The following is a 26,279-nucleotide window of genomic DNA, read 5'->3' as shown; positions in this document are numbered from 1 at the left end:
TGTCTTCGCTACCGGAATCTACCGGTAACGAGCCCCCACGCGTGCTCCACGGCGGCCCCGCACCCGCCGTGCCCTTCACTCCTTGCCCGCGACAGGGACCCAGCAAACCCCGACGAGGCTCAGCCGCCGATCGTGGTGAGGTCGACGTAGTCGTCCTCACCCGGCAGCTCCGGCTTCACGTCCCGGTCGAAGTCGCTGAGATCCAGCGACGTGGATTCGTCGGACTCCTGGCGCATCTGCAGCACGCGGTGCGGCGCCTCGTAGGCCACCAGCAAAGAGCTGACCCGGCCCTCCTCCGCGTTGGTCGTGGTCACCTGCAGGGCCTTCGTCCCGTCATGCTCGACGACATCGCCGAGCTCGATCTCCGCCTTGTCGCCGTCGTTGAAGCCATCGACCAACGACTGCAGATCGCAGAAACCGGCGAAGCCTTCCGGCTCGACCCTCGCCCACTTCTCGCCGACGAGCCCGAGCACCCGCTCCGCCTCGGACTCGCCCCCGGCGGTAAGCGCCCAGAACTCCTGGTCGCCCGACACGTAGGTGCCGTCGGCATCACCGACGATCTCGGCCTTGCCCGGGCCCATGTCGAGGCTTGCCTCGCAGTCGCCGTCGGAGTCCATCACGGCATCGACCTTCACGGTGCGCCCCTCCTGAGCGAAGGAGGCGACCATACGCATGCCGGTGAGCTCGGTCATCGCCTTCTTTGCGGCATCCCGCACCTCGGCTCCGCTCTTGCCCTCCAGGGTGGCGGGCGACTCGTCGTCGTCCCCACATCCGGCGAGCGTACCCAAGACGACCAGGGCAGCCATACCGAGACGCATCCGCTTGCTGTGCAACTCCATCAGCCTCATTCCTCGTGTACGTCGGGCGATTGTCCCGTGTCGTCCGGCGTCGCACCAGGGGCATCGGGGCACCTCTCCCACGGTCTCCGCCACCGAGGCTCGGCTCACCTGGCGCCCAGCCGGTGCTGCAGCCCGCTGGCGCGGCGCACGCCGCGAGTGACGGACGCACGCACGACCTGCTCACTGCCGACCACCCGCACCCGATGGCGAGCGCGAGTAACCGCCGTATAGAGGAGCTCGCGCGTAAGGAGCCGGGACTCCTCGTCGGGCAGGAGCACCGTGACCTCCGAGGCCTGGCTCCCCTGCGCCTTGTGGATGGTCATCGCGTGCATGGTCTCCACCGCGTCGAGCCTGCTGGGCGGCAGCGCAAGCGGGCCGCTCGCGGTCTCCAAGACCACCCGTCGACCGCCGTCGGGTGTCCGCACCACCACGCCGGTGTCACCGTTGAAGATGCCCAAGGTCGGGTCGTTCGCGGTCACCAGAACCGGCCGACCGGCGTACCAGGGATCGCGGAGCGGGTGGTCGACGCCGTCCTGCAGGCTCTCGGCGAGCCAGTGCTCGATCCGCGAGTTCCAGCGGTCGACGCCGTGCGGTCCCTCCCGGTGGGCACAGAGCAGGCGGTGGCGCTCCATCGCGGCGAGGGCCTCCGCGACGTCGCCGGCCTGTGCGGCTCGGCGGAGCTCCCACGCGGCAGCGACCAAGCGCTGCTGCAGGGCATCGCCCACCTCCTCCTGGAAGGAGACCTCCTCCGACGGCGCACGCAGGAGGCTGACGACCTGGTCGGGATCGCCAGCCCGGATCGCCTCACCCAATGCCACGATGTCGGCTTCGGAGCGGTGGTTGTGGGCAAGCTCGGCCACCTGCTCCGACGGCAGGCCCGCGACGAGGTCGGCCAGCACGGCGCCGGCCTCGACCGACGCCAGCTGGTGGTGGTCGCCCACCAGGACCAGCCGGGCGTCTGGGCGGACCGCCTCGAAGAGTCGCGCCATCATCGTCAGCGACACCATCGACGTCTCGTCGACGATCACGACATCGTGGGGCAGCCGATTGCCCCGGTGGTGCCGGAACCGGCTCCGGGTGTCGGGCCGTGAACCGAGCAGCCGGTGCAGCGTCGTGGCCCGGATGCCGCTCAACGCGGCCCGCTCCGCGTCGTCGAACCGCACGTCGGCCAACTCCTCTCGGACGGCAGCGCTCAGCCGAGCCGCGGCCTTGCCGGTCGGCGCGGCCAGCGCGACCCGCAGTGGGCGCTCCGGCTGGCTCCCCGCCGCAGCAAGGAGCAACGCCAGCAGCCCAGCCACGGTGGTCGTCTTCCCGGTCCCGGGGCCACCGGTGAGTACGGCGGTCCACACGCGGATCGCCCGGAGCGCAGCACTGCGCTGGTCGGCGTAGCCGTCACCGGGGAAGAGCCGGGCAGCGACCTCGTCGATCCCGGCTGCCGGCGATGGAACGGGGCGCCCGGCGCGAGCGGCCAGATCGTCGGCGACCTGCCCCTCCTGCCTCCAGTAGCGGTCGAGATGGAGCAGGTCGTGCTCCCAGTGCACAACCCCTGCCTCGAGGAGAGGAGAGGCGGCGATGGCTGCACGCCAGCTCGCCGGATCCGGCCAGGTCAGCCCCTCGGGCGTCTCGAGGTCGGTCAGGTCGAGGCAGACCGAGCCGTTGCGCACGGCCGCACAGGTCAACGCCACGGCAAGCAGTACCGAGTCGTCGGGCTCGCCACCGAGCTCTGCCAGTCGTTGCGCGACATGCACGTCAGCAGCCGTGATCACGCCCGCCTGGTTGGCCTCCGCCAGCAGGCCGGACGCACGCAGCGCAAGCCGGTGATCGGTTGGGCCGTCAGGCTCGAAGAGCTCACTCACGGTGCCCCCTTGACGCCGTCGAGCAGGTCGCTGATGGCCACCACCAGGGCAGCGGGCGGGTGCCACGCAAAGACGCCGGTCGGTTGGCCGTCGACGCGCGGGGTCTCGGGCCCGCACATGCCCCGGAGGTAGAGGTAGAGCACACCACCCAGATGGCTCCCAGGGTCGTAGTCGGGGAGACGCCAGCGCAGATAGCGATGCAGCACGACGGCGTAGAGAAGTGCCTGCAGCGGGTAGTCCGAGTGGCCCATCGCTGCGGCGAGGGCCTCGGGACGGTAGTCAGCCGCCGTCAGCGGTTGGTCCGGGCGGCCGAGCCAGTTGGTCTTGTAGTCGACCACCAGGAACCGGCCCTCGGACTCCATCACCAGGTCGATCGACCCGGTGAGATAGCCGCGCAGCACTTGGCTGCCCAGGGCCGGGTCCGCCAGGGCGTCGGCGTACGGAAGCAGTGGGTCGTGGGCAGGGAGATGCTCACGCAGCAGCCCGGCCAGGTCTCCGAGCCGGACCTCGTCAGCCGGATATCCGACGACGTCACCGCCTGCCAGAGGCAGCTCGAACTCCAGCTCACGCATCCGCCGGCGCAACGGCAGATCGACCAGCCGCAGCTCGCCCGCCAAGGGGCCCAACGGCGTCTCGCAGACTGTGACGAGTGCGGCCGCCAGCTCTTCCGGATCGACCGGTGCCGGCCACCGCGGCAGCTGCTCGTGAATCCGGGTGAGCAGCTCTGCCGCGAAGTCCGGAGCGGCCGGATCGGCGTGCTCGAGTACGGCGTGCACCAAGGAGCCGAAGGCCGCGCCGACGGGAAGGTCCGCCATCGGCGAGGGCAGGTCGCCCGGCAGCGTGATCGGCGCTGCCGGCCCCGGCTCAGCGGTCTCGGGCTCGTCGTCCCGAGGCACCTGTTCGGGTTCGGAGTCGACGGTCGCCAGCCCGGCGCTCTCCGCAGCCGCGCTGAGCGCGGAATAGGAGGTACGACGCCAGACGGTGTCCACGTCCCGGGCGAATCGGCGTACGGCGAGCTCGTCGCTCGTCGTCGAGCGCAGCGGGTCCTCCGGGAACTCGGCGGTGGCCAGTCGCCAGACCGGGCCACCGCGGGCACGCCACGCCTCGAAGTAGCCGTGCGCGGCCTCGTCGGTGGGCAGCTCGCACTGGTCGGGCACTGCGGCCATGCCTGGTCCACGCCCGATGAGCATCCGATGCAGCGGTGAACCGGTCGCGTTGTTGCTCGGCGCCCACCACGTCACCAGCTGACTCTGTGCCCGCGTCATCGCCACGTAGAGCAACCGCAGTGACTCGCCCGCCTCCTCCGCCTGGTGCAGGGCGGTGTCGTCTCGCCAGCGTGGCCCCTTGCTGCCGCCGACGTCGAGGCAGCGCTGCTGGTCGGTCGGCGCGTGGAAGCGCGGCAGATCGGGCTTGCCGACCCACCGATCAGCCACAAACGGCAGATGGACGATCGGGTACTGCAGCCCTTTGCTGCCGTGGATCGTCACCAGCTGCACGGCGGCGGCATCGCTGTCGAGGCGTCGGGTGCGCTCGGATCCTGTCTCGGGCGACTCGTCGGCGACCTGCTCGCGCAGCCATTGCACCACCGCCACCAGACCCAGTCGATCCACCATCACCACCTGGTGCAGGGCCTGGCCGACGTGACGCAGGTCGGTGAGGTGGCGTTCGCCCTCGGTCCAGGTGAGCACTCTCTCGTGCAACCCGCCGATGACCGCGGCCTCCAGCACGGCGGCGACCCCCCGCCGAGTGAAGAGCCCGGCCCATTCGACGATCCTCTCGGAGAGAGCGTCGGTGAGTGTCGGGTCGGCGTCGAGCCGCTGCGCGGTGAGACCGAGGAACGGCGTCAGCGCGGCGGCACGAACCCGTGCGGAACGGTGCGGCTGCTCCATCGCCTCCATGAGGGTCAGCCACTCCCGGGCGGCCGGCGTCCGGAACACGCTGCCACCACCGGCGATGACCGCCGGGACGCCGGCTTCGGTCAGGGCAGCGTGCACGGCCTGCAACTGAGCCCCCGTATGGGCCAGCACCGCGACGTCGCCCGGGTGCACCGGCCGACCGTCGACCGTGGCGTCCGAGAGCAGCAGTCGCTTGATCTGGGCAGCACAGTCCGCGGCGATCAGTGGCCTGACCTGAGCGACCGGCAGGCCGCCGCTGCCTCGCCTGCCCAGCATCGAGCGGGTCAGCACCCGGACGGTGAACGGCTCTGGCTCGGGTGCGCCGACCAGCCGAGGCTCGGCATGCGCCGCTTGTACCGGCCGAACGACGATGCGCGGGTCGCCGAGCGCGGCTCCCTCGAGGACGACCTGCATGCGATCGAGCAGGGCCTGGTCGGAGCGCCAGTTCGTGGCGAGCGTGCGACTCTGCGAAGCGGTCTCGGCAGCGTCCAGATAGGTCACCACGTCGCCACCGCGGAAGGCGTAGATCGCCTGCTTGGGGTCTCCGATCAGCACCATCCGCGCGTGGCCGGTGAAGGCCCGGTCCAGCACGTTCCACTGCACCGGGTCGGTGTCTTGGAACTCGTCGACGAGCACCACCCTCCAGCGCTGGCGCATCCGGACTCGCGCAGGTGCCTCCGGACGCGCCAGGGCCTCGGCCAGCTGACTGAGCAGGTCGTCGTAGCCCAGCACACCCAGGAGGCGCTTGCGGCGAGCGAGCTCGGTGCGTACGGCGCCACAGAAGGCAACCCGTCGCCCGGCCGGCGAACCGGGGTCGGCGTCGGCCGGCTCCAGCCGAGCCTGCGGGTCGGAGACCGCACCGCGCGCCAGGCGCAATGCCTCGCTGCGGCTGAAGAGCGGGGGCTCCTCGGTGTCGGCGAATCCCCGGAGGTAGAGGTCGTCGACGACCTCCACCAGGAGCTCGTCGAGATCCTCGACCAGCGTGGCTTCTGCGTCGGTGTCGCCCGCGACTCCGAGGCTGCGGAGCACCAGCTGGCAGAACTGGTGGGTGGTCGCGATGGTCGCCGCGTCGAACTCGGCCAGGGCCTCCCGGACGCGGCGCCGCCGCTGCTCCCGCTCGGGCTCGTCGACGTCGAGCAGGAGATCGACGACCTCGTTGGCGGAGCGTGGTGCAGCCGGATCGGCGTAGGCCTGCTCCAGCTCGACCAGCTGGGCGCGCACCCGCTCCCGCAGCTCCTGACTGGCGGCTCGGCCGAAGGTGACCACGAGCATCTCGTCGAGCCGGGCCTCCCCCTCGGCGACGAACCGGGCGACCAGGGCACCGATCGTCCAGGTCTTGCCGGTGCCGGCGCTCGCTTCGAGCAACGTCGTCCCAGTCGGCAGCGGATCGGTGATCCGGTGCGGCTGGATCGCCGCAGGCGACTGATCGCTCGCGACGTGCTGGACTGCGCGGGTCATAGTGGCCCCACCTTCTCCCGGCCGTGCGCCAACAGCGGCCACCACACCTGCCGGGCAAGCTGATCGAGGCGATGCTCGGTATCCGCCTCGGCCTCCTCGGCGACGACGGGGCCGGCGAGCACCTCGAAGCCGGCGCCCTCCCCCCAGACCAGGCGATGCGCCGGATCGTCCTGCTCCCCCGCCGGCGCGTTGGCGCGGTTGCGGTCGGTGAGCCACTCACGCTGCGCTGCCTGCTCAGGTGACATCGGGGCGCCCATCTCCGCGCGGAACTTCGCCTCAGCCCAGCCCAGCCCGGTGCGCAGCGGCAACGGCAACGGCGCACACAGCCCCTGATCGCGCAACTCGACCAAGGCACGCAGCCACGCGACGGCGCGATGATCGACCGGGCCCGCCAGGCTGCGCGCCGGCGCACCCTTGCCCTTGCCGACGACCAGAGCCGTCCAGTGGTCGTCGGGATGGGTTGCCGACAGCGCCAACAGGCTGATCCAGTTCTCCAGCCGCTGCCTGGCCCGCACGCCGGAGTAGCCGACGACCAGGCGCTGATGGCCACGCACCCCTGTCACAGTGCCGGTCAGCCGCCGGCCGTCGCCGAGATCGACGTCGATGTCGACCGCGCGAGCCTCCGGGCTGCGCAGCGCAGAGGTGCCATCGACGATCCCCTGGACATTGGCGACCACCTGGCGCAGCGTGCGGATCCCGAGCTGACGAGGTGGCAGCATGCCGCGCAACTGCTCGTCGAGCATGCTCGGCATCGGATCGCGTCCGTCGAGCACCGCCCGCAGGAGCCGGTCCCCCACTCCCCACGTGGCGAGCGCATCGAGCTCGACCGGGATCGCGTCGTCGAGCAGCTCCGCCTCGCGGGAGGTGGCGACATCGAGACGGTGCCGCAGGAACTCCCGCACCGGGTGGGTGTGAAAGGCGATGAGCTCGTCGAGCGAGACGTCGCCCGTGGGCTGGGCGGGCAGCGGCTTGACCAACAGCGGGGGCCGAGGCGTGCGCTCGGCGAGGGCGATGCGGGCCCCCGCGAGAGCGGAGACGTCGAAGCTGAACGGCTCGGCGCGGCCAGGCACCAGACCGGCAGTGAGGTTGCGTGGGTCGAAGGACTGGAGCGGATGGCGCACCAGCACCTGCGCCTCCGGTGCGGTCCGCGCGGCTGCGTCAAGCAGCTCCCCTACCGGCACGGCAGGCGGTCTCGGAGCACCCGTGTGCTCGTTGGCGCCACTGTAGGTGACCACCAGCTTCTCGGTGGCTGCCAGGACTGCGTCGAGCAGCAACTGCCTGTCTTCACTGCGCACATCGCGCTCCCCGGTGAGCGGTGCTCGGCCCAAGACATCGTCGCCATCGAGGGCACCGACCCGTGGGAACTGCCCGTCGTCGAGCCCCACCAGACAGATCACCCGGTGCGGAACCGAACGCATCGGCACCATGGTGGAGACGGTGAGCGTGCCGGTGCGGAAGTTGGCTCGGGTCGGCCGTCCCGCCAAGCGGTGCTGAAGCAGCGCGCGTACGTCGGTCAGGCGAAGCTCGGTGGACTGGGCGCTCACCGCCTCGCGCACCGAGGCGAGCTCCCGCTCGAGCTGGGCGGTCTGCCAGACCTGGTCGGCGGACACCCGCGTCAGCGCACCGACCGCCTCCTGCAGAGCGGCCACCCATTCCGGGACCGTGCGCGCGGTGTGCAGCGCATCCAGGGCCGAGGCGACCCGATCGAGGTACTCCGCGAGGCGGCCCACCAGGTCGATGTCGCCCGAGGAGACGTCGTCGAGCGGCAACGCCGAGCCGAGCCGCCCGTGGTCGTCCTCGGCCAGGGCCACCCCGACGAGGATCCGGTCGAGCCCCGACCGCCAGGTGTTCTGCGTGAACCCGTCCAGCCGGTAGTCGGCGCGGCCTACGGCGTCGATGCCCCAGCGGACACCTGCGTCGGCGACCCAGCGCGCGATACGCGCATGGTCATCGGTCGTGAGACGGAAGCGGTCCGCGACCGCAGGGCTGGCCAGCAGGTCGAGCACCTCGGTGGCCGTGACCCGCCCGCCAGCCAGCTCGACGAGGCGGGCAGCGACGGTCAGCAGCGGATTCGTCGCGGCCAAGGAGCGGTCGGCCAAGCGCACGCGGAGCTGATGAGCCGGGTGACTCTCCACACCGGGCTCGTCGACGACGCCGGCAAGCCCGAAGCCTGCCTGGATCAGAGGCGCATAGGTCTCGATGTCCGGGCACATCACCAGGACGTCGCGCGGCTCGAGCGTCGGGTCGTCGGCGAGCAGGCCGACCAGCACCTCTCGAAGCACCTCGATCTGCCGTGCCGGACCGTGGCACGCATGCACCCGCAGTGAGTCGTCCCGTGGCTCCGCCGGGCCGGGTCGCGGCTCCCGGTTGGCCCGGATGTCCGCCTGGAGCCGCTCCAGGAGGGTCGTCGGCGCCGGTAGCTCCAACGCCACGACGTGGTCGACGAACTCGACCTCGGCGAAGGCCCGCTGCAGCTCGCGTGCGTCTCGTCCCAGGCTGGCCAGCAGCGGGTGCCGGACGTAGGGAGCGCTGGGGTCGTCGGGGCGCGGTACCGGCCCCTCTGCGCTCAGCTCAGCCAAGGCGTCCCAGAGGCGTCCGGAGGGCTGGGGCAGCCAGAGATGCACGTCGCGGACCTGCCCGAGGGCAGCGAGCACCCGCACCTCACTGCGGGCGAGACGGGTGTGCCCGAAGAGGGAGAGACGTGCCGGGAGATCGAGATCGTCGCCGCCCGTAGCAAGGCGATCGATCGTCCGCGTCATCCGGACGTCGGGCGGAGGCTGGTCGACCTCGTCGACCACACGGCGCCAGAGCTCGGGCTGCCAGGCCAGGTCGTCGGGCAGCGGCCGGCCGGCGCCGTCGGTGGCCCGGCCCGCAGCCCAGTCGCTGAGCATCTCCGGCCGTTGCACCGCCGCTGCGGCGAGAAGCCCAGCAAGCCGGCGCGCGACCGAGTAGCGACGATTGCCACGGACCTCCGCCTCGGCCCCCCGATGACCGTGCCCCAGGTGCGCCGCGAGGGTGTGGGCCCATTCCTCCTCCATCGCCGCGTCGATCACACGCAACACCGGCCACACCAACTGGTCCGGGCCCCAGGGGTCGTCACGGTCGACACCGTGAAGCATCGCCACCAGCGAGTACGGCGACACGAAGCGAACGCCCGCACAGACTCCGTCCCCGCCGCGAGGCCCCACGCCGAGCCGGTGCGCGAGCCGTTGCCCCAGCCACCGCTCCACGCCGCGCTGCGGCACCGCGACGACCTCGTCGGCGAACGGGTCGGGCAACGGCGAGCTCAGCAACGCGGCCAACCCGTCCGCCAACCGGTCGGTGCGCTCCGCGCGATGGATGTGCAAGGCCATGGGTCGAGGTATACCCGGCGGCACCGACGTTTGGGTGCTCCGCCCCGGTTCCCCGCCATCTCGGTCCGTGGGCCGCCGCCACGAACCGGGGCGCCGTCGTACCCCCGGAGTAGCGTGCCGCCATGCTTCGTCGACGTCTCGCCCAGGCCCTGATCGGCCTCGCCCTGGCCGCCTCGTCGGCGGCGTGCTCGGGAGACGACCGGCCGGTCGACCAGGCCTGGCTCGAGCCTGCCCTTCTCGCCGTCGACGACCTCGGGCCAGCGTTCGAGGTGGCGCCCGACGACGCGGAGGACACGGACGGCGCGGGCCCTGACTTCGGCTGTCTCTTCGACCTGGGGCCGTTCGGGGCGGGCGACGACAGCGGAGACGACGGTCCTGAGATCGAGTTCCGCGCCACGGAGGAGCCCCAGATGCCGTCGGTCGTGGAGAGCCTGACGGACACAGGCGATGGAGAGCGCGCCGCGCACGTCTTCGACAAGGTCATCGAGCTCACCGAGGACTGTGCGCGGGTCGACACCACCGACGGCGACGGTATGCGTTGGCAGTTCGACGTCGCCAACGACGACGAGACCTGGGCACCGGGCGCCGACCAGCAGCTGACCATCTCGGCCACCGGCACAGCCACGGCCAAGGGGATCGAGCTGCCGATCTCCTTCGCCGTCACGATGGTTCGGCGCGACGACGTCGTGCTCATGGCGATGTTCTTCGACATGAGCAAGGACGTCTCCACCGCGCACCGACAGGTGGTCACCGCTGCCTGTGAGCGGCTCAACGCCCTGATCGAGGGCGATCCCCTCCCCGACCGACGTCCCGTGCTGGCCGACTACCCCGTCGGCGCGACGCTGCGCGAGCTGCTCGGAGGGCAGGCACCCGACCCCGCGCAGGCCGCCTGACCTGGAGGGGAGCCACGCACGCGATTCCTCCACCCACCCCCTCGGCAGAATGGATGCCATGAGTATGCCTGCGTTCCGTCGTACCTCCCTGCGCGCCCTCCCAGTCGCCGCCGCGCTCACCCTCGTTGGCCTGGCCGCGCCCGCCTGGGCCCACACCACGCTGGTCAACTCCGGACCCGCGGTCCGTGAGGAGGTCGGCACCGACACCAACCTCATCGCCTTGAAGTTCGGCGAGGAGGTGGGGGGCTCGCTGGAGGTCGCCGTCCTCGACAAGGACGAGAAGCCGGTCCCGGTGAGCGACGCACAGCCGGCCGCGACCGACGGCAGCGTCGTCTGTGCCCGGGTCGCCGAGCTCGAGCCCGGCGTCCACACCGTCCGCTACGAGGTGACCAGCGCCGACGAGCACGTGGTGCGTGGCAGCTACCAGTTCACGGTCAAGGAGGGCGGCAGCACCCCTGAGACCCTCGGCTGCGACGTCTCCGCCCTCGCTGAGCCCACCAAGGAGAAGGCGCTCTCCGACCAGGATCAGAGCGACTTCCCGGCATGGGCCGTCTGGACGATCGGTGGCGTGGCGGTGGTCACCGCCGGACTCGCGGCCGTCGCCGTGGTGCGCAGTCGCCGCGAGGAGGACGACGACGAGGTCGAGGCCACCGACCTCCAGGAGTGACAGCGGCCACGCTGCGGAGACCGACGTCGGCTGCGAGACTGAGGCGCTGTCCAGCGCATCCGACGGAGGTCCCCTTGGCTACACCGCGCTCCACCGTGCTCATCACCGGCGCCGCGGCAGGCATCGGCCGCGCCACCGTGCTCAGGTTCGCCCGGGCCGGCTTCACCGTCGGTGCCTTCGACGTCGACGAGGCCGGTCTGGCGAGCTTGGCGGGCGAGGCGGGCGGGCAGGTGCACGTCGGCCACCTCGACGTGACCGACGCCGACGCGTGGCGCGCCGCACTGGACGGGTTCGCCGGTCTCACCGATGGCCGCCTCGACGTGCTGGTCAACAACGCCGGCGTCCTCGCGTCGGGGCGGTTCGAGACGATCGACCTGGCCCGCCAGCAGCGGATGGTTCAGATCAACGTCGGCGGCGTCCTGAACGGCTGCCACACCGCCTTCCCCTACCTACGTGACACCCCCGGCGCCCGGGTGATCAACCTGGCTTCCGCCTCCGCGATCTACGGGCAACCGGAGCTGGCGACGTACTCCGCCACCAAGTTCGCGGTGCGCGGCCTCACCGAGGCACTCGACCTGGAGTGGCGTGAGCACGACATCACGGTGCGCGCACTGTGGCCGCTCTTCGTCGCCACCGCGATGACCGACGGCATGCACACCCGCAGCACCGACACCCTCGGCATCAAGCTCACCGCCGACGACGTCGCCGACGACGTCTTCGTCACCGCCACCAGCCCCCTCCGCTTCGCCGGCGTCCACCGCGCCGTCGGCCTTCAGGCCAAGGCGCTCTTCGCCGCCGCCCAAGTCACCCCCGGCCGCCTCCTCCGCGAGGTGAACCGCTTCCTCGCCGCTCCGCGCTAGCTCCGTCAGTTTCCCCGCCCGGGCGGGGAAACTGGCACTTGGTGTGCGTAGCTACGGCACACAAGTGCCAAGAAACGTCACACAGTGGTCCCGCGGGCGGGGGCGTGTGGGCGCTGCGCATCGGCGTACGACGACCCGTCCGTGGTGTACTCCGCCTTTCCGTACTGGCGCAAGCGGCGCTCCACCATCCGCACCAGATAGGCATCGACACTTTTGCGGAGCACCGGGACCCGCCGGGCCTGGCCGACCGCGATGTATCGCCCCAGGACGAACGGTGCGGTGGCCGCGATCCTTGCGACGTCGGCCCGCCCGAAGTCGACGCCCATCTCGTGCGCGACAGCGGTCTTGCCGCCGGCGAAGGCCCGCAGGAAGAAGGCCTTGCTGTAGCTCTTCTCCACCTCGTCGGCGATCCGGTCGGGCCAGGAACGAGTGGGACGCAGATAGGCCGCCATCGTCGAGCGCACCAACTGACCGCAGGTCTCGTCGTCGAAGCCGCCGCGCAGCAGCGCGCCCCAGGTGTAGAACACCTGCACGATCTGCTCCGGCTCCGTGGGCAGCAACTCCTCCGGGAGTCCGAGCAGGAATCCGCGATAGCGCGCGAACTCGACCATCGCCCGCTCCGTGCTGGTGAAGTACGTTCGTCCCGAGCGAAGCACACGGTGCGCCAGCAAGAAGGTGGTGATGTAGTTGGCCGGCAGCTGGTCAACCTGCGGCACCGGGACGCCGTACACGGCTGGGTCCCAGCGCTCGGAACGGGTGAGTGCGTGGAAGCGCACCATGGAGTGCATGAGCCGAACCATCGCTGCGGCCTGGAAGCCGGGTCCGTGGCGGTCCAGTGCTCCCGGCTGGGTGGTGACCGCGAAGAAGCTCGTCGTCTCGTTCACCCGATGCGCCGCGCGGGCGCCGGTGAGTGCACCGGTCAGCGCCATCGGAAGCGCGGCGTAGGTGTTCATGAACGTCGCCACGAAGGCACCCCGCGTGATGAACGGCGCAAGAAGCGCCGCCTGGACCCGGGCCGCGCGTGCGCCCTTCTCCACCATCCCCATGTCGAGCCAGGCCGGCTTCTGCTCCATCGCCGCAATGAACGCGCGCAGCTCGGGCGGAGCCTCGGGAACCGACTCGATCCCGCCCTGGCAGGCGCGCACCAGCATGTCGACCAGGTGCTTGAGGGAGTGCTCCGACAACAGCGCCGCGTAGGGATCGGCGACCGTGTCCCCCAGCATCGTGGTCGTTGCGAAGAGCTCGACGACCGTCTCGTCAGCAAGCAACTCGTCGCGATCGACGCCCAGCCAGTCGGGCAGCGCGGAGAGGTCATCGTGGCGCAGCGCGAGGCGGTACGGCGCCACGTCGAAGTCGATCTGGCCGTACATCGTCGGCTGCTGCTCACCCTGACGGTGGACGAGCTCGGCGAGCGCTGGGTGGTGAGACATCCGATCCGCCTAACTTTCATTATGTTAGTTGACAAGATCTTGCACTCTGTAAGTTAGACTGTCAAGCATGTCGCCTGACGAACCTCGCCGCACCCGGATGCGCGCCGAGGACCGGCGAACGCAGATCCTCGACGTGACGCAGCAGATCGCCTCCCGCGAGGGCTTCCACGCTGCGACCCTGAAGCGGGTCGCGACAGAGAGCGGCGTGAGCCGCACGGTCATCTACCAGCAGTTCGGCGACCTGGCCGGACTCTTCGTCGCCCTGATCGACCGCGAGACCCAGCGTGCAGCCGAGCACTTCGCCGACGTGCTTGCCGCAGCGCTTCGCACCCCTGCGCCACAACTCTCCCTGGGTGGCATCTTCATGGGCGTCCTGCACGCCGTCGACGCACACCCCGAGACCTGGCGCCTCTTCCTCTTCCCGCCCGAGGGGGCGCCACCCGAGCTCCACCAGCGGATGCTGGCCTCGGAGGAACGGGTGCGCGCACAGCTCGCCTCCGCGCTACTGGGTATCGACCCCGCCATGCCTGACCCCGAGTACAGCGCGCGAGTCCTTCAGGCCGCCGGGCGCGAGCTTCTGCAGCTGCGCCTCAGCGACCCGACCAACGCCACCGACGACCGCCTCCTCGCCCTGGCCGAGCGCCTCGACCACGCGGTGCGCTCGAGCAGCCGAGTGCCGACGTACGAGAAAGCCCCCACCGACTGAGTCGTTGGGGGCCACCTGCGCGCCTGTAGGGATTCGAACCCCAAACCTTCTGATCCGTAGTCAGATGCTCTATCCGTTGAGCTACAGGCGCCCGTCACGAGGACTTGAAGAGAATAGCCGATCCGCACCGCGTGTCGAAATCGAGGCCGGAACGGGCACCGACCACCGGGCATACTGGTGCCACATTCGGGGGGATGGAAAGGGGGACGGAAGGTGGGATCACCGTGGATGCATGGGCCTCGGACGGCCGACGGCAGTTCTTCGAGGAGTCGGCGTCACCGCTCTTCGAGGAGATCGCGAACCGCGGCGGGGTGTCGCGCACAGACCCGCTGATCCGCGACAACCACGATGCCGTTCAGCTGCTCACCGACACCGGACTGATCCGGCAGGAGGACGACCGCTACGTGGTGGTCGACCCGCAGTCGGTGCAGACCCAGGTTGTCTCACCGCTGAGCATGCGCGGCGCGGAGCTCATCGAGGAGTCCAGCGCCTGGGCACGGGTCTTCGACGGCCTCGGCCAGGCGTATCGCCGCTCCCCCTCCACCCACAGCGGCCAGATCAGCGAGCTCCGGGGCGAGGAGATCGAGCAGTTCCTGGCTGCCGTCGTACCCAGCGCGCAGACCGAGCTTCTCACTGCCCAACCGCAGGCGGGCCGCAAGGCGTCCACCCTCAAGGTGGCCGCGGCCCGCGACGTCGACGCGGTACGCCGCGGGGTGAGCATGCGCACCATCTACCAGCACGCGGCGCGCCGCAACAGGGCCACACGCGCCTACGTGGCCGAGGTGACCGCCGTCGGCGCCGAGGTACGCACGCTGGACGAGTTCTTCAACCGGCTCATCGTGGTCGACCGTTCGGTGGCCGTCATCCCGCACGGCGACAACCTGGGCATGGCTCTGGCGATCCGCGACAGCGGTCTCATCGCGTACCTCGTGGATATCTTCGAGCGCTCCTGGGAGCGCGGCCGCCCCTTCACCAGCCGCGACTCCGACCTGATGAAGGGCATCGCCGAGGAGCAGCGAGCCATGCTGATCCGGATGCTCACCGAGGGACACTCCGACGTCACCTGCGCGAAACGGCTCGGCGTCAGCCCGCGGACCTATGCCGGCTACGTGGCCGATCTCAAACGGGAGTACGACGCGGAGACGCGCTTCCAGCTCGGCTTCCTGCTCGGCCAGGAGTACGCACGCACCGGCATCGACCCCCAGCAGCAGGAGAAATGAAGCGAGGGCAGCGACCAACGTCGCTGCCCTCGCACTGAGACGGGCCGGGGGGATGGCTCAGGGACCGAACATGTGGGGGGATGAGTTGGTCCTCGTCTCAGGTCTGTGTGGAGTTGTCGGCTACCGATCCACGTTGCTGTGCGGAGCGATCACGTAGCCCCAACTGGTGTCTGCCTGCGCCGGCGCAGCGCCGATGCCCACCGCCAAGCCGACGGCTACGACGAGCGCAGCCACGCGACGTACGAACTTCTGCATGTGGAACCTCCCCACGTCCTATGGACCCCCTGCATTCTCCAGTGTGCCCCTTCGGAGGGCGCCCTTCCAGCCCCAGCGACTGCAAATGTCTGCAATGCAAGAAAGTGCAGCGCTTACGAACAGTTTGTTCAAATACCTGCACTAACGGACATCCGGTGCATGGAAATGCCGGAAGCCCGGGCCTGGGGCCCGGGCTTCCTCGATGTCGTTGCGACATCACGCTGCGGAGGCGGAGGGATTTGAACCCTCGATGGGGTTGTAGCCCCAAACCCGCTTAGCAGGCGGGCGCCATAGACCAGACTAGGCGACGCCTCCATTGAGCGGTGGTTACTCTAGCCGCCCCGGCCGTCGGGTGCAGAATCGGGCCCGTGGTCACCGCCCGCGGGCCAGGTGGCTCCCCACCTCGCGGACCAATTCCTCACGGTCCCCGGCCAGCACCTGCACCGGAAGCACGGTCGCCTCGCCGCCCCGGAGACGGAAGATCAGGCAAGGAGCGCCAGCCACCGTGTCGGTGACCAGCTCCTCGACGTCGGCCCAGCGAGCCTGCTTGACGCCCGCGCCACGGACCAGACGCACCCGGTAGCCGTCGTCGGTCAGCCTCAGCACGTAACCAGTCCGGGTGAGCAGCGCACCGACCGCGAAGATCCCCACGACGCTCACCACCACGGCGCCCCACAGCACCGCAACGGGCGCACTGAGAAGCACGACGACTCCAGTGACGAGGAAGATGAGCAGGCCGAAGCCGGCGATCGACACGCCCAACAACCGGGCGGCGACCGGAGGGGCCAGTCGATAGTCGGACGTCATGTGGCCATTCTCCCCGAACGCACGGCGCCGCCGCGCACCGGCCCTTGTCCGGATCTGTGATCGGAGTCACACTCGTACTCCGACGCTCACTCTTGGGACATTGGCCCGGACGGAGGCACCCATGCAGGATGCATGCCACGGCACGATGCTCGAGCTGTCGCAGCTGCTGGACGCTCCACGCCAGCAGGGGACCGCGCTCGGCAACTGGCGCTGGACGGTCCGACAACGGCTCTCCACGCTGCGCGATCTGCTCGCCCGCGAGAGCTCCGAGGCCCACAACGGCTGGTTGGCAGCGCGCGAGGCGACCGTGCTCCGCGAACGCAACGACCTGATGAGCCGGATCGCCGTCTTCAGCCCGCAGGTGCTGAGCAATCCCGACGTCGACTCGCTCAGCCAGGCGCTGCGCCGCCTCCTCACCGACGTCACCCATCACCGCCAGCGCCTGCGGGATCTGGCGTACGACGACGTCGAACTGGAGCTAGGTGGCTCCGAATAGGCCCCGCTACGACGGAGCAGACCGGCCGCCGGGGCGGCGTACGGCACCTGCGTAGACTGCCCCTGTGCCCCGCCGGGCACGTGGAGGGATGCCGGAGTGGCCGATCGGAACCGCCTTGAAAGCGGTCGTAGGGAGACCTACCGCGGGTTCGAATCCCGCTCCCTCTGCCAGGTGATCAGCCGACGGTCAGCATGACGTCGCCCTCTTGGACGACGTCGCCCACCGCAACCCGAATCTGACGGATCGTCCCGCCCGCCTCGACGAGCACGGGGATCTCCATCTTCATCGACTCGAGCAGGATCACCTGGTCGCCGGCCCCCACCGCGTCGCCCACGGCGACGTCAATGCTCATCACGTTGGCCACCATCTCGGCGACGATGTCAGTCACCTGCTCACGCACCATGGCGGCGACGCTACTCCCGCACTCCGGTTACCAGGAAGTACGCCGCTCCGCGCTGGCTGGCCGCTGTGCGGCGTACCGGCTCGCGGGCCCTTCGCGTCCCTTCGAGCCGGAACTGTGTGACGAAAACTGTCGCTTGGTGTGCGTAGCTACGGCCAACAAGTGCCAGTTTCCCCGCCCGGGCGGGGAAACTAACCAGAGCGGGCGGCTCAGAGGAGGGCGTGGAAGCGGCTGGGCTCGGGGCGCAGGGCGCGGGCCTCCTCGTCGCGACGGGCGCGGCGGCCCCGGGGGCCGGTGAGGGCGAGGTCGACGCGAATGGCGGCGTAGCCGAGGACCAGGCCGGGGGGCAGGGAGTAGAAGACGATGAGCGCGGCCTCGAGCCAGCCGGTCTCGTCGTTCATCAGGACGGTGGCGAAGCTGACGGTGAGGCATACACCGAAGGCGGTCACCCACCAGCCCTGACGACGCCGAGCGCGCATGTGGCAGCCCCAGACGATGGCCGGGGCGCCGATGAAGAGCACGGTGGGGCGGGGGATCGCGCCGAGCGTGTCCCGGTGCCAACGGACGGCGTCGAAGACGGTCTCGAGCATCCCGGGCGGCCCGTAGCGGCGCAGCAGCTCTGCGTAGGCGATGACCACAACGACGGCGACCGCTCCACCGACGACCACGATCACGCCGCGACGGCCGAGGCTGTTGAGGCCCGCACCCAGGCGGTAGACGAGCGCGAGGGTGAGCGCGAAGGCGAGGGCGAGGGAGACGTAGTCGAAGGCGTCCATGCTCACGCGCGGACGGAAGCCGACCACACCGAACGCGCCGACCACCGAGACCAGAGTGGCGACGCCGACCTCGCGCACGGCGAGCCGGAACCGAGGAGCCGGCACGGTCAGCACCACCGCGAGCACGCCCGTCGCGACCGCGGTGAGCACTGCGGCGCCCGCTCGCATCGGCCCCGAGTCCGTCGTCACTGCGACCACTCCGAGCGCCAGGGCGAGGGCGCCGAAGACCACCGGCCGGCCGCCGGTGCGTGCTGCCAACGAGACCGTGATCGTGGTGGAGAGCACCACGGCGGCGACCTGGTCAGCCCAAGAGGGACCGACCTCCAAGATCGCCAGCAGTGCCCATGCCAGGCCCACTCCCACCGCACTGAACCCGGCAATCACCTTGCTGGAGCGCGCCAGATCGCGGCGAGGCTCGGGCGCGGCTCGCAGGGCGCGACGACCTGGGGCACGACGGGACACGGACCGAGGCTACCGGGACGGAGTACGCCGATTGTCGAGGGAGGGATTCGCCTCCCGGGCCGCACGCAGGGTGCTCGCCTCGAGTGTGGCGCAGAGCACCTCCGTCGCGTCACCCGCCTCCACCAGCACGCGACCGGTCGGGTCCACCACCATGCTGTGACCGGTGTAGCGGGGGCTCGGCTGGCCGACGGCCACGACGTACGCGACGTTCTCGATCGCGCGGGCCCGCACCAGGGTGCGCCAGTGCTCGACCTTGAGGGCATGCTCCTCCGGCGTCCTTCCGGCCACCCAGGCGGCCGGGACGACGAGGACGTCGGCGCCGCGGTCGACCAGGTCACGCGCCAGCTCGGGGAAGCGCAGGTCGTAGCAGGTCATCAGACCGAGCCGGAAGCCCGCGAGGTCGACGGTGACCGGCTCCCAGGGGCCGGCGGTGAGTCGCTCCGACTCCCGGTAGCCGAAGGAGTCGTAGAGGTGGATCTTGCGATAGTCGGCGCTTCGGGCACCCCGCATCACCAAGGTGTTGAACGGATGACCCCCCGGGTACGCCTCGAACATGCCGGCGACGACGGTCCGGTCGCTGCCGGCGAGCGCGGTGATCGCCTGGGCGAACGGCCCCGACGTCGATTCGGCGTACGGCGCCAGGTCGTCGCGAGGAGACCCGAAGTCGCGGGCGATCGCCTCGGGGAGCACCACCAGATCGGCCGTCATCGCGCTCGGCTCCTCCGCCAGTCCGGCGATGGCGGCGCGGTTCTCGGCGGGGTCCAGGCCGGAGGCCAGCTGCGCAAGCGCCACGCGAAGGCGGCCGGTTCCCGGATCACACGCATCCATGCGTCCAGCGTGCCAGATCGTTGGTGCAGGATGGTGGGCATGTCGGACACACGCCCGCTCGCGCTCGGCGCGGTCATCCTCGCCGGCGGCACCGGGGCCCGGATCGGCGGCGCCGACAAGGCCTCCATCGAGCTCGGCGGCCGCACCCTCCTCGACTGGGCCCTCGACGCCGTCCTCGACGCCGGCGAGGTGGTCGTGCTCGGCGACTGGGTGCCGACCGAGCGGCCGGTCACCTTCACCCGTGAGGATCCGCGTGGCGGCGGCCCTGCCGCCGGGCTCCTCCACGGCCTGGAGTCGTTCGCGCGCGCCCCGCGTCAGCTCATGGCGCTGGCAGTCGACATGCCGTTCGTCGACCTGCGCACCGTGACCCGGCTCCGGGACGGGGCCCGCGGGCGCGACGGGGCCGTCCTCTGCGATCTCTCCGGACGCCGACAGCTGGCGATGGTCCTCGACACCGAACGTCTCGCGGCCGCTGCCCCGCCGTACGACGAGCGCCATGGGATGCCGCTGCACCGCCTGCTCGACGGACTCGACCTCGTCGACGTACCCGGGCGCCCGGAGGAGGCGCTCGACATCGACAGCTTCGCCGACCTCCGCGAAGCTCGGACGCGGTTCGAGGAGAGCTGACGTCGAAAGGGTTGCCAGGCGGGGGCGAAGACAGCACGCTGGTGGTGTGAACCTGCACGACTGGATCGACGAGCTCTGCGACGTTCTCGACATCGAGGCGGAACTGGACGAGGCCCTGGTGCTGGACCTCGCCCGCGCCGCCGCCCACAACGTGCAACGGCCGGCGGCGCCGATCACCACCTACCTCCTTGGGTACGCCGCGGGGCTGGCCGAGGCCGACAGCGCCGCCGTCGAGGGCTTGGCTGAGCGGGCCACCCAGCTCGCCCTGAGCTGGGAGAGACCGGCCGGAGCCCCCGACCCGGAGGACGTCGACGAGGAGATCCCCGACGACAGCACGGTCGATCACAGCTCGGACCTCGCTGACCTCTGACGCGGCTCGGACCGGGCGTTACGGTGGCCTCATGCGCGCTGTGATCGCCCGAGAGCCAGGGGGCCCCGAGGTCCTCACCGTCACCGAGACTGACGCACCGGTCGCCGGCCCCGGCGAGGTGGTCATCGACGTCGTCGCCACGGCGGTCAACAAGGCCGACACGCTGCAGCGGATGGGCTTCTATCCGCCACCACCTGGGGAGTCCGACATCCTCGGCCTCGAGTGCAGCGGCCGCATCGCCAGCCTCGGCGAGGGCGTCGAGGGCTTCACGGTGGGCCAGGAGGTCTGTGCGCTGCTCGCCTCAGGCGGCTACGCCGAGCAGGTGCGCGTCCCTGCCGGACAGGTCATGCCGGTGCCCGAGGGCATCGACCTGGTCTCCGCCGCAGCCCTGCCCGAGGTGGCCTGCACCGTCTGGTCCAACGTGTTCATGCTGGCCGGCCTCCAACCCGGCGAGCGCTTCCTGGTGCACGGCGGGGCCGGAGGCATCGGCACCTTCGCGATCCAGCTGGCGACCGCGCTCTCTGCTCGGGTCTTCACCACGGCCGGCTCGGAGGAGAAGCTGCGGGTCTGCCGCGATCTCGGCGCGGACGTCGCTCTCAACTACCGCGATGAGGACTTCGTCGAGGTGCTCAAGGCCGCGGGCGGGGCCGACGTCATCCTCGACAACATGGGCGCGAAGTACCTCGGCCGCAACGTGGATGCGCTGGCAACCCAGGGGCGGCTCGTGGTCATCGGCATGCAGGGCGGCACCAAGGGCGAGCTCGATCTGGGCACCTTGCTCCGCAAGCGCGCCGCGGTGCTCGCCACCTCGTTGCGCGCCCGCCCCACCGAGGAGAAGGCCGCCATCTGCGCCTCCGTCGTCGAACATGTCTGGCCGCTTGTGGCGGACGGCTCGATCAAGCCGGTCATCCACACCGTGCTGACCCTGGAACGCGCCGGCGAGGCACACACGCTGGTCGACGAGAGCACGCACATCGGCAAGGTGCTGCTCACCACGCTGCCTGCCCTGCCGTGAGACTCGCTTCCGCTGCCGGCCGCCGTACGGCCGGTCAGTAGGGTGGGGGCATGACTGAGAACGCCGGCGAGGAGCAGCACATCGTCATCGTGGGACCCGACGGTCAGCCGGTCGGGACCATCCCCGCCGAGGCGCTGGCAGCGGTCCAGCAGGACGACGGCGAGAGCGAGAGCGAGGGAGGCGGCCACGGCCTGACCGACCTCGTCGAGCAGCCCGCCAAGGTGATGCGGATCGGCAGCATGATCCGCCAGTTGCTCGAAGAGGTGAAGTCCGCACCGCTCGACGACGCGAGCCGCAATCGCCTCAAGGAGATCCACCAGGCCTCGATCAAGGAGCTCGAGCAGGGTCTGGCTCCCGAACTTGTGCAGGAGCTCGAGCGGCTCTCCCTGCCGTTCACCGAGGGCACCCCCAGCGACAGCGAGCTGCGGATCGCCCAGGCGCAACTGGTCGGCTGGCTCGAGGGCCTCTTCCACGGCATCCAGACCGCGATCTACGCCCAGCAGATGGCCTCACGCGCCCAGTTGGAGCAGATGCGCCGGGCACTCCCTCAGGCGATGGCGCGGGCACAGCAGGAGCAGGAGATGCCGCCGCAGTCGCCGACCGCTGGCGACCCGACCACCGGCGGCATGTACCTCTGACCGCCCGAGGGCGTCGGTAAACGCTCGGCCGTCGCGAGCGTCGGAAGGCGCGTGCGCTGGCAACGCAACGGGCACCAAGGCGGCTGGGATCCCTGTCGGCGGTTCGTGGCGCAGCCCAGCGTGCTGCATCACGGCGCGCAGCAGGCGAGATCGATCGGGAGGTTCCCTCGAGCTCAGTGCTCGCGGCGGCCCAGCAGGGTGCCTACGCCGAAGAGCATCAGCCCTGCCACCACGACGATCACCGGCACGGTGATCACGTCCGCCACGGCGGGCGGATCGGAGTCGTCGAGCACGGTCGGCGTCGCCGTCGGCTTCTCCGGAGCGGGCTTCTCGGTGACCGGCTTCTGCGGATCGACACCCAGCTGGCGGGTCACCTCGCGTTCGGTGGCGGCGTCGGCCTTGCGCGTGCCCTCATAGCTCAGCGCCCGGACCTGGTCCTTGCCGTCGGCGGCACCCGCCATGAAGACATACGACGATCCCTTGCGGACGCCGCGCAGCCCACACTCGGAGGCACCGGCCGGCGACGTGACCCGGATCAGCTCCGGCAGGTCGCCCCGCCACCAGCGGGAGACCTGCACGGTGTAGATGCGGGTGACGACCCCGTCCTTGGCCGACTCGGCGACGTCGCTGACCTTGCCGAGGAACACGTAGTCGAGCTTCGCCTGCTGCTGCGGCGTCAGCTGGTCGGTGGCACAGGTGTCGACGGCGTGGGCTGCCGGAGACACGATCGGGCCGGTGAAGGCCAGGCCCAGCGTGACCAGTGCCGCCGCGAGCAGACGTCGCCCGACGGGAGCGTGCTGCACCCACACCTTCATCACCTCCGGATCACCGACGCTCGTGCGCATCACACACTCTCACAGGCCGAACAAGTCGGAGAGCACCACGGCCACACCGTCCTCGTCGTTGCCCGGCGCAACATCGCCGGCCACCCGGCGTACGTCTTCGTGGCCCCCGGCCATCGCGTAGGAGCGCCCCGCCCACTCCAGCATCGCGATGTCGTTGGGCATGTCGCCGAAGGCGACGACCTCCTCGGGGCCGATGCCCAGATCGACGCAGAGCCGGGCTAGCGTGCTCGCCTTGGTCACGCCGAGCGCCGACATCTCCAGCAGCGCCCACTGGGAGGACCAGGTGACCTCGACCAGCTCCCCCACCAGCTCCCGCGCCTGCCGCCAATAGGTCTCCGGTGCGATCTCGTCGTGGAGCGCCAGCAGCTTCACGACCCGGTCGTCGAAGATGGCTTCGAGCCGCCCGGTCGGGATGCCCGACGAGTCGGGATGGCGACTGGCGAACTCCGCCTCACGCGCGAACCCAGTCGTCTTCTCCAGCGCGAAGCTGGTGCCCGGTACGGCGCGACGTAGCGTCTCGCCGACCCGGAGCGCCAAGTCGCGGGGCACAGTGAGGGCGTTGCGCACCTCCCGCCGCATGACGTCGTACACCATGCCACCGTTGGAGCAGATCGCCAGCCCGTGGCCTCCCACGTCGCTCCAGAGCATCTCCATCCAGCGGATCGGCCGGCCGGTCACGAAGACCACCGGGATGCCCTCGGCGTCGAGCTGCTGGAGTACCCGCCGCGTCCGGTCGCTCACCGTGCCGTCCGGCGAGAGCAGGGTGCCGTCGAGGTCGGTGGCGACCAGGCGCGGCCTGCTCATCCGTGCTCCGTGCGGACAGGACGGACCATCACGAGCTCACCCTCGGGAGTGGTCGACCGCAACTGGGTGAAGCCACTCTTCGCCAGCACCCGCAGGCTGGCTGCGTTGTCGGGCGCAACGCTGGCACGCACCCGCACCGCCGCCTCGTCGGCCAGCGCCAGCAGCGCGGCCAGCACTTCACTCGCCACGCCCCGGCCGCGCGCCTCAGGCACCAGGCCGTAGCCGACCTCGACCTCGGGGACCTCCGCCTCCTGGTCAGGCGGTCCGAAGAAGCCGGCGGTGCCGCAGACCAATCCATCGTGCGCACGCACGACCAGCCGCGGGCCCCACGGAGTGCCCGACGCCAGGCTGGCGGCGTCGATGTCGTCGGGGCGTGGGAAGCCGGGCGCGAAGCTCGGATGCCGGTTCCCCTCGCGCAGGTCAGCCGCCTGCGCCGGGGTGATCAACGGCAACGAGAGCCGCGCGGTACGGAGGGTCTCGACAGGCTCGACCACCGAGCGGGAGCCACCCGCCGAGTCCGAGCCGACCACCGAGCGGGAGCCACCCGCCGAGTCCAGCCCGACCACCGAGCGGGAGTCATCCCGTGGGTGCGAATCAGCCACCGGAGGGTCCGAACCATCGATCGAGCTCGACGGCAGCGCCGTGATCGTCGACGGCGAGGGTGACGTGGTCAGCGGCAGCAAGGACCTCCGGGACGGCCTGCCCCATCGCCACGCTGCGGCCGGCCCAGTCGAACATCTCCAGATCGTTGCGGCCATCGCCGATCGCCAGCGCATCGGCTGCCTCGATACCCAGCTCGGAGGCGACCCGCGCCAGACCGGACGCCTTGGAGATGCCGAGCGGCGCCAGGTCCATCCAGGCCGTCCACCCGATGACGTAGTCGGTGCCGTGCAGTCCGAGCTCCTTCGCGAGCCGCTCGAAGTCCTCGACGGTCGCCTCGGGGTCGCGGATGATCACCCGGCTCACCGGCCTGGAGACCATCTCCTCGACCGGTGTCACGATCATCTCACCGGCGAGCTCTCCGTCGGGGAAGTGCCGGTTGACGCGGTAGCCCTTGCCGCGCTCCTCCACCCCGACCAGCGCACCGGGACGCAGCCGCAGCACATCGCGCACCGCCTCGGAGGCGTCGAACGTCTCCTCGTGGACGATCTCGGCTGGCGGGTAGCGGAGCACCACAGCACCGTTGGACGCGACGATCCAGCAGCGCTCGCCGTCGTACGGCAGCCCCAGCTGGTCGGCGATCGGCAACATCGAGTGCAGGGAGCGGCCGCTGGCCAGCACGATCTCCGCGCCCGCCTCGGCCGCTCGGCGTACGGCGTCGCGCACCACCGGGTCGACCTCGCCGTGGACGGCGCCTGAGCCCTCCACCCATCTCAGCAGCGTGCCGTCGATGTCGAGCGCGACCAAGCGCGGTTGCCAGGACGCAGTCACGACGTCACCGGGGTGAGCACCTCGCGCCCGCCGAGCCAGGGCCGCAGCGCCGCCGGCACCCGGATCGAGCCGTCGGCCTGCTGGTGGGTCTCCAGCACCGCCACGATCGTGCGGGTGATGGCCGTCAGGGTGCCGTTGAGGGTGGCGATCGGACCCGTCGTGGCGGGCGTCGAGTCGGTGGCGGTGAACCGCCCACGGATGTCGAGACGCCGGGTCTGGAAGTCGGTGCAGTTGGAGGTGGACGTGAGCTCCCGATACTTGCCCTGGGTGGGGATCCACGCCTCACAATCGAACTTGCGGATCGCCGAGGCGCCGAGGTCGCCGGAGGCGATGTCGACGACCCGGTAGGCGAGCTCGAGCTTGTCGAGGAACTCCCGCTCCCAGGCCAGCAGGCGCTGGTGCTCGTCGGCGGCCTGCTCCAGCGTCGTGTAGACGAACATCTCCACCTTGTCGAACCAGTGCACCCGGATGATGCCGCGCGTGTCCTTGCCGTGCGATCCTGCCTCCTTGCGGAAGCACGGGCTGAACGAGGCGTAGCGCCGCGGCAACGACGAGGCGTCGAGGATCTCCTGCGAGTGATAGGCAGCCATCGGCACCTCGGAGGTGCCGACGAGGTACATCTCCTCCCCTTCGATGCGGTAGATGTCCTCTCCACCGCCCTGGTCGAGGTAGCCGGTGCCCTCCATCGCCTCACGGCGGACCAGGGAGGGGGCGATGACCTGCGTGAAACCGGCGTTGCGGGCCTGCTCCATCGCCAGGTTCACCAGGGCGAGCTCAAGCTCGGCACCGACGCCGGTCAGGAAGTAGAAGCGGCTGCCGCTGACCTTGGCACCGCGCTCGAGGTCGATCGCGCCGAGCATTCGGCCCAGCTCGATGTGATCGCGCGGCGTGAAGCCCTCGGCCGCGAAGTCACGCGGCGTGCCGACCTCCTCGACCACCACGAAGTCGTCCTCGCCCCCGGTGGGAGCAGCATCGGCGACCACGTTGGGAATGGCCTTCAGCGCGTTGCTCCAGGCCTCCTCGGCGACGCCCTGCGCCGCCTCGAGCTCCTTGACCTCGGCGGCCAGCGCCTTCACCTGCTCCAGCAGGGCCTGCTTCTCCTCGCCCTTCGCCTGCGCCACCAACTTGCCGAAGGCCTTCTGCTCGGCGCGGCGCTCCTCGAAGGCCGCAATGGCGGACCGGCGGGCCGCGTCGGCGGCGAGCGCGTCGTCGACCGCGTCGGGAGAGGCCCCGCGCTTGACCTGGGAGGCGCGGACACGGTCTGGCTCGTCTCGGAGAAGGCGCGGGTCGATCATGGGCCCAAGGCTATCGCCGGACCCCGACCGAGGCCGGGCAGGCATACTCTTTG

The 26,279-nt window shown here is 70.6% G+C and carries 25 protein-coding genes and 3 tRNA genes; 11 read left to right on the top strand and 17 right to left on the bottom strand.

Annotated features, from left to right (window positions below):
* Positions 1 to 119: 119 nt before the first annotated feature.
* The 4 genes from DNK54_RS14525 to recC form a co-directional block, all read right to left on the bottom strand.
* Positions 120 to 839: a hypothetical protein gene (locus tag DNK54_RS14525; protein ID WP_110207711.1), complete on the bottom strand. Its 720-nt coding sequence runs from the start codon at positions 837 to 839 to the stop codon at positions 120 to 122.
* 104 nt (positions 840 to 943) lie between these two features.
* Positions 944 to 2,695, bottom strand: a complete 1,752-nt coding sequence (gene recD, locus DNK54_RS14520; RefSeq protein ID WP_110207710.1) for an exodeoxyribonuclease V subunit alpha — start codon at positions 2,693 to 2,695, stop codon at positions 944 to 946.
* Complete coding sequence (locus tag DNK54_RS14515) at positions 2,692 to 6,048, bottom strand: UvrD-helicase domain-containing protein (protein WP_110207709.1); 3,357 nt, start codon at positions 6,046 to 6,048, stop codon at positions 2,692 to 2,694. The genes recD and DNK54_RS14515 overlap by 4 nt, the downstream gene beginning before the upstream one ends.
* On the bottom strand, positions 6,045 to 9,401 hold the full coding sequence (gene recC / locus DNK54_RS14510; RefSeq protein ID WP_110207708.1) for an exodeoxyribonuclease V subunit gamma: 3,357 nt from the start codon (positions 9,399 to 9,401) through the stop codon (positions 6,045 to 6,047). The genes DNK54_RS14515 and recC overlap by 4 nt, the downstream gene beginning before the upstream one ends.
* 122 nt (positions 9,402 to 9,523) lie before the next feature.
* Here recC and DNK54_RS14505 point away from each other — a divergent pair, with 122 nt between their 5' ends.
* From DNK54_RS14505 to DNK54_RS14495, 3 genes are all read left to right on the top strand, one after another.
* Positions 9,524 to 10,294, top strand: coding sequence for a hypothetical protein (locus DNK54_RS14505; protein ID WP_110207707.1), 771 nt, complete (start codon positions 9,524 to 9,526; stop codon positions 10,292 to 10,294).
* Between the two features lie 58 nt (positions 10,295 to 10,352).
* Positions 10,353 to 10,961, top strand: coding sequence for a copper resistance CopC family protein (locus DNK54_RS21525; protein ID WP_162602480.1), 609 nt, complete (start codon positions 10,353 to 10,355; stop codon positions 10,959 to 10,961).
* Between the two features lie 74 nt (positions 10,962 to 11,035).
* Positions 11,036 to 11,821, top strand: coding sequence for an SDR family oxidoreductase (locus DNK54_RS14495; RefSeq protein ID WP_239460109.1), 786 nt, complete (start codon positions 11,036 to 11,038; stop codon positions 11,819 to 11,821).
* Positions 11,822 to 11,898: 77 nt separating this feature from the next.
* Here the strand turns inward: DNK54_RS14495 and DNK54_RS14490 are convergent, their stop codons facing one another.
* Complete coding sequence (locus DNK54_RS14490; protein WP_110207704.1) at positions 11,899 to 13,251, bottom strand: oxygenase MpaB family protein; 1,353 nt, start codon at positions 13,249 to 13,251, stop codon at positions 11,899 to 11,901.
* Between the two features lie 67 nt (positions 13,252 to 13,318).
* On the opposite strand from DNK54_RS14490, the gene DNK54_RS14485 reads away from it, so the two are divergent.
* Positions 13,319 to 13,957 carry a TetR/AcrR family transcriptional regulator gene (locus tag DNK54_RS14485; RefSeq protein WP_204164615.1) on the top strand — a complete coding sequence of 213 codons (639 nt, stop codon included), beginning with the start codon at positions 13,319 to 13,321 and terminating at the stop codon, positions 13,955 to 13,957.
* A gap of 18 nt (positions 13,958 to 13,975) precedes the next feature.
* Here DNK54_RS14485 and DNK54_RS14480 read toward each other — a convergent pair.
* Positions 13,976 to 14,048: transfer RNA gene (locus DNK54_RS14480), tRNA-Arg, on the bottom strand.
* A 133-nt stretch (positions 14,049 to 14,181) separates the two neighbouring features.
* Between DNK54_RS14480 and DNK54_RS14475 the strand changes: the two genes are divergently transcribed.
* Positions 14,182 to 15,177: a phospholipase D-like domain-containing protein gene (locus tag DNK54_RS14475; RefSeq protein ID WP_110207702.1), complete on the top strand. Its 996-nt coding sequence runs from the start codon at positions 14,182 to 14,184 to the stop codon at positions 15,175 to 15,177.
* A 120-nt stretch (positions 15,178 to 15,297) separates the two neighbouring features.
* Here the strand turns inward: DNK54_RS14475 and DNK54_RS21735 are convergent, their stop codons facing one another.
* From DNK54_RS21735 to DNK54_RS14465, 3 genes are all read right to left on the bottom strand, one after another.
* Positions 15,298 to 15,432 carry a hypothetical protein gene (locus DNK54_RS21735; protein ID WP_275426272.1) on the bottom strand — a complete coding sequence of 45 codons (135 nt, stop codon included), beginning with the start codon at positions 15,430 to 15,432 and terminating at the stop codon, positions 15,298 to 15,300.
* Between the two features lie 224 nt (positions 15,433 to 15,656).
* A tRNA-Ser gene (locus DNK54_RS14470) sits at positions 15,657 to 15,747 on the bottom strand.
* A gap of 57 nt (positions 15,748 to 15,804) precedes the next feature.
* Positions 15,805 to 16,239, bottom strand: coding sequence for a hypothetical protein (locus DNK54_RS14465; protein WP_110207701.1), 435 nt, complete (start codon positions 16,237 to 16,239; stop codon positions 15,805 to 15,807).
* A gap of 121 nt (positions 16,240 to 16,360) precedes the next feature.
* Between DNK54_RS14465 and DNK54_RS14460 the strand changes: the two genes are divergently transcribed.
* Both DNK54_RS14460 and DNK54_RS14455 read left to right on the top strand, forming a co-directional pair.
* Positions 16,361 to 16,735 carry a hypothetical protein gene (locus DNK54_RS14460; protein WP_110207700.1) on the top strand — a complete coding sequence of 125 codons (375 nt, stop codon included), beginning with the start codon at positions 16,361 to 16,363 and terminating at the stop codon, positions 16,733 to 16,735.
* An 82-nt stretch (positions 16,736 to 16,817) separates the two neighbouring features.
* A tRNA-Ser gene (locus tag DNK54_RS14455) sits at positions 16,818 to 16,905 on the top strand.
* 5 nt (positions 16,906 to 16,910) lie between these two features.
* Here DNK54_RS14455 and DNK54_RS14450 read toward each other — a convergent pair.
* The 3 genes from DNK54_RS14450 to DNK54_RS14440 form a co-directional block, all read right to left on the bottom strand.
* Positions 16,911 to 17,138 carry a biotin/lipoyl-binding carrier protein gene (locus DNK54_RS14450; protein ID WP_110207699.1) on the bottom strand — a complete coding sequence of 76 codons (228 nt, stop codon included), beginning with the start codon at positions 17,136 to 17,138 and terminating at the stop codon, positions 16,911 to 16,913.
* A gap of 206 nt (positions 17,139 to 17,344) precedes the next feature.
* A complete protein-coding gene (locus DNK54_RS21165) occupies positions 17,345 to 18,373 on the bottom strand; it encodes a hypothetical protein (protein ID WP_162602479.1) in 1,029 nt (342 codons plus the stop codon).
* A gap of 9 nt (positions 18,374 to 18,382) precedes the next feature.
* Positions 18,383 to 19,201 (bottom strand): carbon-nitrogen hydrolase family protein, encoded by an 819-nt coding sequence (locus DNK54_RS14440; RefSeq protein ID WP_110207698.1) that lies wholly within the window; start codon positions 19,199 to 19,201, stop codon positions 18,383 to 18,385.
* A gap of 39 nt (positions 19,202 to 19,240) precedes the next feature.
* Here DNK54_RS14440 and mobA point away from each other — a divergent pair, with 39 nt between their 5' ends.
* From mobA to DNK54_RS14420, 4 genes are read left to right on the top strand one after another with little or no spacing between them, the layout of a single operon-like run.
* Positions 19,241 to 19,828, top strand: coding sequence for a molybdenum cofactor guanylyltransferase (gene mobA / locus DNK54_RS14435; protein ID WP_239460108.1), 588 nt, complete (start codon positions 19,241 to 19,243; stop codon positions 19,826 to 19,828).
* A gap of 46 nt (positions 19,829 to 19,874) precedes the next feature.
* Positions 19,875 to 20,198, top strand: coding sequence for a DUF6457 domain-containing protein (locus DNK54_RS14430; RefSeq protein ID WP_204164614.1), 324 nt, complete (start codon positions 19,875 to 19,877; stop codon positions 20,196 to 20,198).
* A gap of 31 nt (positions 20,199 to 20,229) precedes the next feature.
* Positions 20,230 to 21,213 (top strand): NAD(P)H-quinone oxidoreductase, encoded by a 984-nt coding sequence (locus tag DNK54_RS14425; protein ID WP_110207696.1) that lies wholly within the window; start codon positions 20,230 to 20,232, stop codon positions 21,211 to 21,213.
* A 50-nt stretch (positions 21,214 to 21,263) separates the two neighbouring features.
* A complete protein-coding gene (locus tag DNK54_RS14420) occupies positions 21,264 to 21,851 on the top strand; it encodes a bacterial proteasome activator family protein (protein WP_110207695.1) in 588 nt (195 codons plus the stop codon).
* Between the two features lie 173 nt (positions 21,852 to 22,024).
* On the opposite strand, the gene DNK54_RS14415 is transcribed toward DNK54_RS14420, so the two are convergent.
* From DNK54_RS14415 to serS, 5 genes are read right to left on the bottom strand one after another with little or no spacing between them, the layout of a single operon-like run.
* Complete coding sequence (locus tag DNK54_RS14415; RefSeq protein WP_110207694.1) at positions 22,025 to 22,696, bottom strand: hypothetical protein; 672 nt, start codon at positions 22,694 to 22,696, stop codon at positions 22,025 to 22,027.
* A 9-nt stretch (positions 22,697 to 22,705) separates the two neighbouring features.
* Positions 22,706 to 23,500 (bottom strand): HAD family hydrolase, encoded by a 795-nt coding sequence (locus DNK54_RS14410; RefSeq protein WP_110207693.1) that lies wholly within the window; start codon positions 23,498 to 23,500, stop codon positions 22,706 to 22,708.
* Positions 23,497 to 24,102: a GNAT family N-acetyltransferase gene (locus tag DNK54_RS14405; RefSeq protein ID WP_239460107.1), complete on the bottom strand. Its 606-nt coding sequence runs from the start codon at positions 24,100 to 24,102 to the stop codon at positions 23,497 to 23,499. The genes DNK54_RS14410 and DNK54_RS14405 overlap by 4 nt, the downstream gene beginning before the upstream one ends.
* On the bottom strand, positions 24,095 to 24,931 hold the full coding sequence (locus DNK54_RS14400) for an HAD family hydrolase (RefSeq protein WP_110207692.1): 837 nt from the start codon (positions 24,929 to 24,931) through the stop codon (positions 24,095 to 24,097). The genes DNK54_RS14405 and DNK54_RS14400 overlap by 8 nt, the downstream gene beginning before the upstream one ends.
* Complete coding sequence (gene serS / locus DNK54_RS14395) at positions 24,928 to 26,226, bottom strand: serine--tRNA ligase (protein WP_110207691.1); 1,299 nt, start codon at positions 26,224 to 26,226, stop codon at positions 24,928 to 24,930. Before serS ends, DNK54_RS14400 begins: the two co-directional genes overlap by 4 nt.
* Between the last annotated feature and the right edge of the window lie 53 nt (positions 26,227 to 26,279).

Origin of the sequence: Nocardioides daejeonensis, assembly GCF_003194585.1 — a bacterium.
Taxonomy (GTDB): Bacteria; Actinomycetota; Actinomycetes; order Propionibacteriales; family Nocardioidaceae; genus Nocardioides; species Nocardioides daejeonensis.
The sequence above is the reverse complement of the archived record's forward strand: the minus strand, read 5'-3'. Positions and strand labels throughout refer to the sequence as shown.

Coding starts and splice junctions, on each gene's coding strand:
- DNK54_RS14525 (WP_110207711.1), bottom strand. CDS start 839: ATGGAGTTGCACAGCAAGCGGATGCGTCTCGGTATGGCTGCCCTGGTC.
- DNK54_RS14515 (WP_110207709.1), bottom strand. CDS start 6,048: ATGACCCGCGCAGTCCAGCACGTCGCGAGCGATCAGTCGCCTGCGGCG.
- recC (WP_110207708.1), bottom strand. CDS start 9,401: ATGGCCTTGCACATCCATCGCGCGGAGCGCACCGACCGGTTGGCGGAC.
- DNK54_RS14505 (WP_110207707.1), top strand. CDS start 9,524: ATGCTTCGTCGACGTCTCGCCCAGGCCCTGATCGGCCTCGCCCTGGCC.
- DNK54_RS21525 (WP_162602480.1), top strand. CDS start 10,353: ATGAGTATGCCTGCGTTCCGTCGTACCTCCCTGCGCGCCCTCCCAGTC.
- DNK54_RS14490 (WP_110207704.1), bottom strand. CDS start 13,251: ATGTCTCACCACCCAGCGCTCGCCGAGCTCGTCCACCGTCAGGGTGAG.
- DNK54_RS14485 (WP_204164615.1), top strand. CDS start 13,319: ATGTCGCCTGACGAACCTCGCCGCACCCGGATGCGCGCCGAGGACCGG.
- DNK54_RS21735 (WP_275426272.1), bottom strand. CDS start 15,432: ATGCAGAAGTTCGTACGTCGCGTGGCTGCGCTCGTCGTAGCCGTCGGC.
- DNK54_RS14465 (WP_110207701.1), bottom strand. CDS start 16,239: ATGACGTCCGACTATCGACTGGCCCCTCCGGTCGCCGCCCGGTTGTTG.
- DNK54_RS14460 (WP_110207700.1), top strand. CDS start 16,361: ATGCAGGATGCATGCCACGGCACGATGCTCGAGCTGTCGCAGCTGCTG.
- DNK54_RS14450 (WP_110207699.1), bottom strand. CDS start 17,138: ATGGTGCGTGAGCAGGTGACTGACATCGTCGCCGAGATGGTGGCCAAC.
- DNK54_RS14440 (WP_110207698.1), bottom strand. CDS start 19,201: ATGGATGCGTGTGATCCGGGAACCGGCCGCCTTCGCGTGGCGCTTGCG.
- mobA (WP_239460108.1), top strand. CDS start 19,241: ATGTCGGACACACGCCCGCTCGCGCTCGGCGCGGTCATCCTCGCCGGC.
- DNK54_RS14425 (WP_110207696.1), top strand. CDS start 20,230: ATGCGCGCTGTGATCGCCCGAGAGCCAGGGGGCCCCGAGGTCCTCACC.
- DNK54_RS14420 (WP_110207695.1), top strand. CDS start 21,264: ATGACTGAGAACGCCGGCGAGGAGCAGCACATCGTCATCGTGGGACCC.
- DNK54_RS14415 (WP_110207694.1), bottom strand. CDS start 22,696: ATGCGCACGAGCGTCGGTGATCCGGAGGTGATGAAGGTGTGGGTGCAG.
- DNK54_RS14410 (WP_110207693.1), bottom strand. CDS start 23,500: ATGAGCAGGCCGCGCCTGGTCGCCACCGACCTCGACGGCACCCTGCTC.
- serS (WP_110207691.1), bottom strand. CDS start 26,226: ATGATCGACCCGCGCCTTCTCCGAGACGAGCCAGACCGTGTCCGCGCC.